The organism is Streptomyces sp. NPDC058221 (genome assembly GCF_042882365.1).
Lineage (GTDB): Bacteria > Actinomycetota > Actinomycetes > Streptomycetales > Streptomycetaceae > Streptomyces.
The window spans coordinates 1-5034 of the sequence record NZ_JBHVWF010000272.1 but is presented as its reverse complement, the minus strand read 5'-3'; the positions used below and the strand labels follow the sequence as shown (position 1 = coordinate 5034).

The following is a 5034-nucleotide window of genomic DNA, read 5'->3' as shown; positions in this document are numbered from 1 at the left end:
GACGCCCGGCTCCGACGACGCGTACTCCGAATCGCTGGAGCGCTGGCTCGCCCTCGGCGGCGCCGACCTGGACGAACGGGCCGAGGAGGTCGCCGCCGACCTGGGACTGACCATCGGTCTCGACCTGCCGATGACCGCCCTCTCCGGCGGTCAGGCGGCCCGCGCCGGTCTCGCCTCGCTGCTGCTCTCGCGCTACGACGTCTTCCTGCTCGACGAACCCACCAACGACCTCGACCTGGACGGCCTCGAACGCCTTGAGCGGTACGTCTCGGGGCTGCGGGCCGGCACCGTGGTCATCAGCCACGACCGCGAGTTCCTGATGCGCACGGTCACCAAGGTCCTCGAACTCGACCTGGCCCAGCAGCAGATCAACCTCTACGGCGGCGGATACGCGGCGTACCTGGAGGAGCGCGAGCGGGCCCGCAAACACGCCCGCGAGGAGTTCGAGGAGTTCGCCGACAAGCGCTCCGCCCTGGAGGGCCGCGCCATGATGCAGCGCTCCTGGATGGACAAGGGCGTCCGGAACGCGCGCCGCAAGGCCTCCGACTCCGACAAGATGGCCCGCAAGTTCCGCAGCGAGTCGAGCGAGAAGCAGGCCGCCAAGGCCCGCCAGACCCAGCGCATGATCGAGCGCCTCGATGTCGTGGACGAGCCGCGCAAGGAGTGGGAGCTGCGGATGGAGATCGCCTCCGCCCCGCGCTCCGGCTCGGTCGTGGCGACGCTGCGTGAGGCGCAGGTCGTCCTCGGCGACTTCGCGTTCGGGCCGGCCTCGCTCCAGATCGACTGGGCGGACCGGATCGCCATCACCGGCGCCAACGGTGCCGGCAAGTCGACGCTGCTCGCCGCCCTGCTCGGCCGTCTCCCGCTGGACTCGGGGCACGCGAGCCTGGGGTCGGGCGTGGTCGTCGGCGAGGTGGACCAGGCCCGGAAGCTGTTCCACGGTACGGAGTCCCTGCTGGAGGCGTTCTGCGCCGCCGTTCCCGACACGGAGCCGGCCGAGGTCCGCACCCTGCTCGCCAAGTTCGGGCTGCGCGCCGACCATGTGATGCGGCCCGCGACGACCCTCTCGCCCGGCGAACGGACCCGGGCGGCTCTCGCCCTGCTCCAGGGCCGCGGCGTCAACCTCCTCGTCCTCGACGAGCCCACGAACCATCTGGACCTGCCCGCGATCGAGCAGCTGGAGTCGGCGCTCGACTCGTACACGGGGACACTGCTGCTGGTCACGCATGACCGCCGGATGCTGGAGGCGGTCCGCACGACACGTCGCGTCGAGGTGGCGGCCGGACGGCTCACGGAGAGCTGACCCGGGCCCCGCCGCCTCGGATCTGATCAGCGCGCTGGTATGCCATATGGCCTCTTCCGTCCCAGCCGGTACGTTCATACCGGGAATATTTCGGATCTACTTCACTTAACTCCTGAAGGCGCGAGCGCTTGGTATGCCAAGTGCTACTGTCGCCTTGCTCCGGCGCGAGGACTGCCGTCCGGCCGGAGCGGTCCGGTACCCCGCACCCGCAGGAGGCCCCGTGCGAACCCGCTGGCGCGCCACCCACGTCCTCGCCCACCGCGACGGCGGGCACGCGCTGCTGCGTGACGGAGAGATCGTGTGGGAGGACGACACGATCCTCTACGTCGGCACGGGGTACGACGGCCCGGTGGATGTGGAACTGGACCTCGGCGAGGCACTGGTGATGCCCGGACTCATCGATCTGGACGCCCTCACCGACATCGACCACCTCGTCCTCGACTCCTGGGGGCCGCGCGAGCTCGCCGCCGGACTCCTCTGGTCCCAGGACTACTTCGACCACCGCCGCCGGCATGTCTTCACTCCGGCGGAACGGGCCACCGTCCGCGAGTACGCACTCGTCCAGCTGGCGCTGCACGGCATCACCACCTACATGCCCATCGCGTCGGAGGTGCACAGCGCCTGGGCGGAGCCGTACGACGAACTCGTCGCGATGGCGCGGACCTCCCGGCGCATCGGCCTGCGCGGCTATCTGGGTCCCGCGTACCGGTCGGGCGTCAACGTCGCGCTGCCCGACGGCGGCCGCGGGGTCGCCTTCGACGAGGAACGCGGCCGCGAAGGGCTGCGGGACGCCGTCCGCTTCCTCGACCACACCGCCGCCCTCGGCGACCCGCTGGTCAACGGGGTGCTCCTGCCGTGCCGTATCGAAACGCTCACCGAGGACCTCCTGCGCGAGACCGCCGCGACCGCCCGGCAGCGCGATGTCCTCGTACGGCTGCACTGCCTCCAGGGCATGGCCGAACGCGATCTCGTACGGGAGCTGCACGGCACCACACCCCTGGGGCTGCTCGCCCGTACCGGGCTGCTGGACACGCGGCTCCTCGTGCCGCACGGCATCGTGACCGACCGCCACCCCGATGCGCACGGCGAGGACCGCGGCGACCTGGCCGTACTCGCGGCAGCGGACGTCTCCGTCGTCCACTGCCCGCAGACCTCGCTGCGCTACGGCCAGGTGCTGCACTCCTTCGACGCCTACCGGCGGGCCGGCATCAATCTGTGCCTGGGCACCGACTCCTTTCCGCCGGACCTGATCCGTGGCATGGACGCCGGCGTTCATCTCGCCAAGGTCGTCGACGGACGCACGGACGCCGCCCCCGCCGAGCACTACGTCGAGGCGGCCACGCTCGGCGGTGCGCGCGCACTGGGGCGCGCCGACCTCGGGCGGCTGGAGCCCGGCGCGCAGGCGGACCTGGTGGCGTTCCGGCTGGACGACATCCGCGACGGCGTCCAGGACGACCCCGTCCGCACGCTGCTGCTCAACGGCACCGCCCGGCAGGCTTCCCACTCCGTCGTGGCGGGACGACCCGTCATGACCGACGGCCGGATACCGGGCATCGACCTGGCGAACCTGCGGCGCCGGGCCCAGTCCCTGTTCGAGACAATGCGCGCGGCCTACGGCGAACGCGACCTGCACCGCCGAGGTGCGGGCGAACTGTTCCCGCCGACGTTCCAGCCGTACGAGGAGACCTCACGATGACCGATTCACCCGAGTCCGGTGCGTCCCATGTCGATCACGCCGAACGGACGATCCGCGCCCGCATCCTGTCCGGCGAGTACCCGCCCGGCGGGCGCCTGCGGGAGCGCGAACTCTCCGAGGCGCTGGGCTTCTCGCGCATCCCCGTCCGGGAGGCGCTCACCCGGCTGACCGGCGAAGGGCTCGTGGTGATCTCCCCGCGGCGCGGCGCGTCCGTGCGCAACCTCTCGCTGCGCGATGTGGCCGAGCTCTTCGACCTCCGGCTGAGCCTCGAGGTGTTCGCCGCCCGGAGGGCGGCGGAGGCCTGCGCCGGCGGCCGTGGCGGCGAACGGCTGCGCGAACTCATGGAAGCGGCCGAAGACGCCACCCGGCGCGGCGACGCCCACGGGATTCCGGCCGCCAACACCGCCCTGCACGCGGAGATCGTCGCGATGACCGGAAACCGGCTGCTCCAGGACGCCCTGCAACCCTCACTCGGCCTGGTGCAGTGGCTGTTCACCCTCACCGGCGGCCTCGACCCGCGCGTCCAGTGCACCGAGCACCAGGACATCTGCGCGGCTATCTACGCGGGCAAGCCCGACCTGGCCGACGCCCTCGCCTACGCGCACATCGAGCGGGGCCGCGGTCCCTCGCTCGCGACCCTGGCCGAGGTGCTTCCGGCGGAGTGACCCACAGGCTTCCAGACGTTCAACAACTTCATACCGTTCGACCGAACAAGGAAAGGCACCACATGCTCGTCCGAGACGTCCGTCCCTGGGGCGGCGAGCCCTGCGACATCGAGATCAGGGACGGCGTGATAGCCGCGCTCACCCCGCACGACCCGAGCCGTGCCGCCGACGACACCGTGGCCGGACGGGGGCGACTCGCGCTCCCGTCCTTCTCGGACGTCCACTGCCACCTCGACTCCACCCGCATGGGACTGCCTTTCCGCCCGCACACCGGCGCCCCCGGTGTCTGGGGCATGACGATGAACGACCGCGCGCACTGGCGCGAGGACGAGTGGAGCGTCGCCGAGCGCGCCACGTACACCCTGGGCCGCATGATCGAGCGCGGCACGACCCGTGTGCGCAGCTACGCCCAGATCGACGCGGACTGCGGTCTGGAGCGGCTGGAGGGCGTCCTCGCCGCCAAGGAGGCGCACGCCGGCCGCTGCGAGGTCGAGATCATGGCCTTCCCGCAGGCCGGTCTGCTCAAGGAGAAGGGCGTGCCGGAGCTGATGGACCGGGCCATGTCCGCGGGCGCGGCCGTGGTCGGCGGCATCGACCCGTGCACCCTGGACCGTGACCCGGTACGCCACCTCGACATCGTGTTCGACCTGGCCGAGCGCCACCGGGCGCCGGTCGACATCCACCTGCACGAGCCGGGCGCACTCGGCGTCTTCAGCGTCGACCTCATCCTGGAGCGGGTGCGCGCCCTGGACATGGCCGGTCAGGTGACGCTCTCGCACGCCTACGAACTCGGCACCGTCGATGAGGCGACCACCCGCCGCCTCATCGAGGAGTTCGCCGAACTGGACATCGCGATGGCGACCATCGCACCGGCCCAGCAGCAGAACGCCCTGCCGATGGCGCAGCTGACCGCCGCCGGTGTGCGGGTCGGCCTGGGGGAGGACGGCCAGCGCGACTTCTGGTCGCCCTACGGCAACGGCGACATGCTGGACCGCGCTTGGCAGCTCGCCTTCACCAACCGCTACCGGGCCGACGAACTGATCGAGCACTGCGTCGCCGTCGCGAGCCGAGGCGGTGCCTCGATCCTGCACGCGGACCTGCCCCGCCTGTCGTCCGTCTCCGACCGTCCCGGCCTCGCCGTCGGCGACAGTGCCGATCTGCTGCTGGTCGAGGGCGAGACCGTGGCGTCCGCGGTGATGGACCGCAGCGACGACCGCACGGTCCTGCACGCCGGCCGGGTCGTCGCGGACGGCCTGGAGCTGGTCGGCTGACCTGCCGCACACCCAGGAGCCCGTCCCCCCCCAGGGGGGGGGGGGCCGGGGGGGGGGGGGGGGGAGCCCCGGGGGGGAGACCCCCGCCCCCCCCCCCCC

Annotated in this window: 4 protein-coding genes; all 4 read left to right on the top strand. The window is 72.0% G+C overall.

Going from position 1 to position 5034, the window contains the following annotated elements; translation table 11 throughout:
* The coding region (locus tag ACFVW8_RS38420; protein WP_389698576.1) for an ABC-F family ATP-binding cassette domain-containing protein at window positions 1-1303 on the top strand (1303 nt) is incomplete at its 5' end.
* 220 nt (window positions 1304-1523) lie between these two features.
* Window positions 1524-2999, top strand: coding sequence for a chlorohydrolase family protein (locus ACFVW8_RS38415; protein ID WP_389698574.1), 1476 nt, complete (start codon window positions 1524-1526; stop codon window positions 2997-2999).
* A complete protein-coding gene (locus ACFVW8_RS38410; RefSeq protein ID WP_389698572.1) occupies window positions 2996-3664 on the top strand; it encodes a GntR family transcriptional regulator in 669 nt (222 codons plus the stop codon). The genes ACFVW8_RS38415 and ACFVW8_RS38410 overlap by 4 nt, the downstream gene beginning before the upstream one ends.
* Window positions 3665-3726: 62 nt before the next feature.
* Window positions 3727-4935: an amidohydrolase gene (locus ACFVW8_RS38405; protein ID WP_389698570.1), complete on the top strand. Its 1209-nt coding sequence runs from the start codon at window positions 3727-3729 to the stop codon at window positions 4933-4935.
* Window positions 4936-5034: the final 99 nt, after the last annotated feature.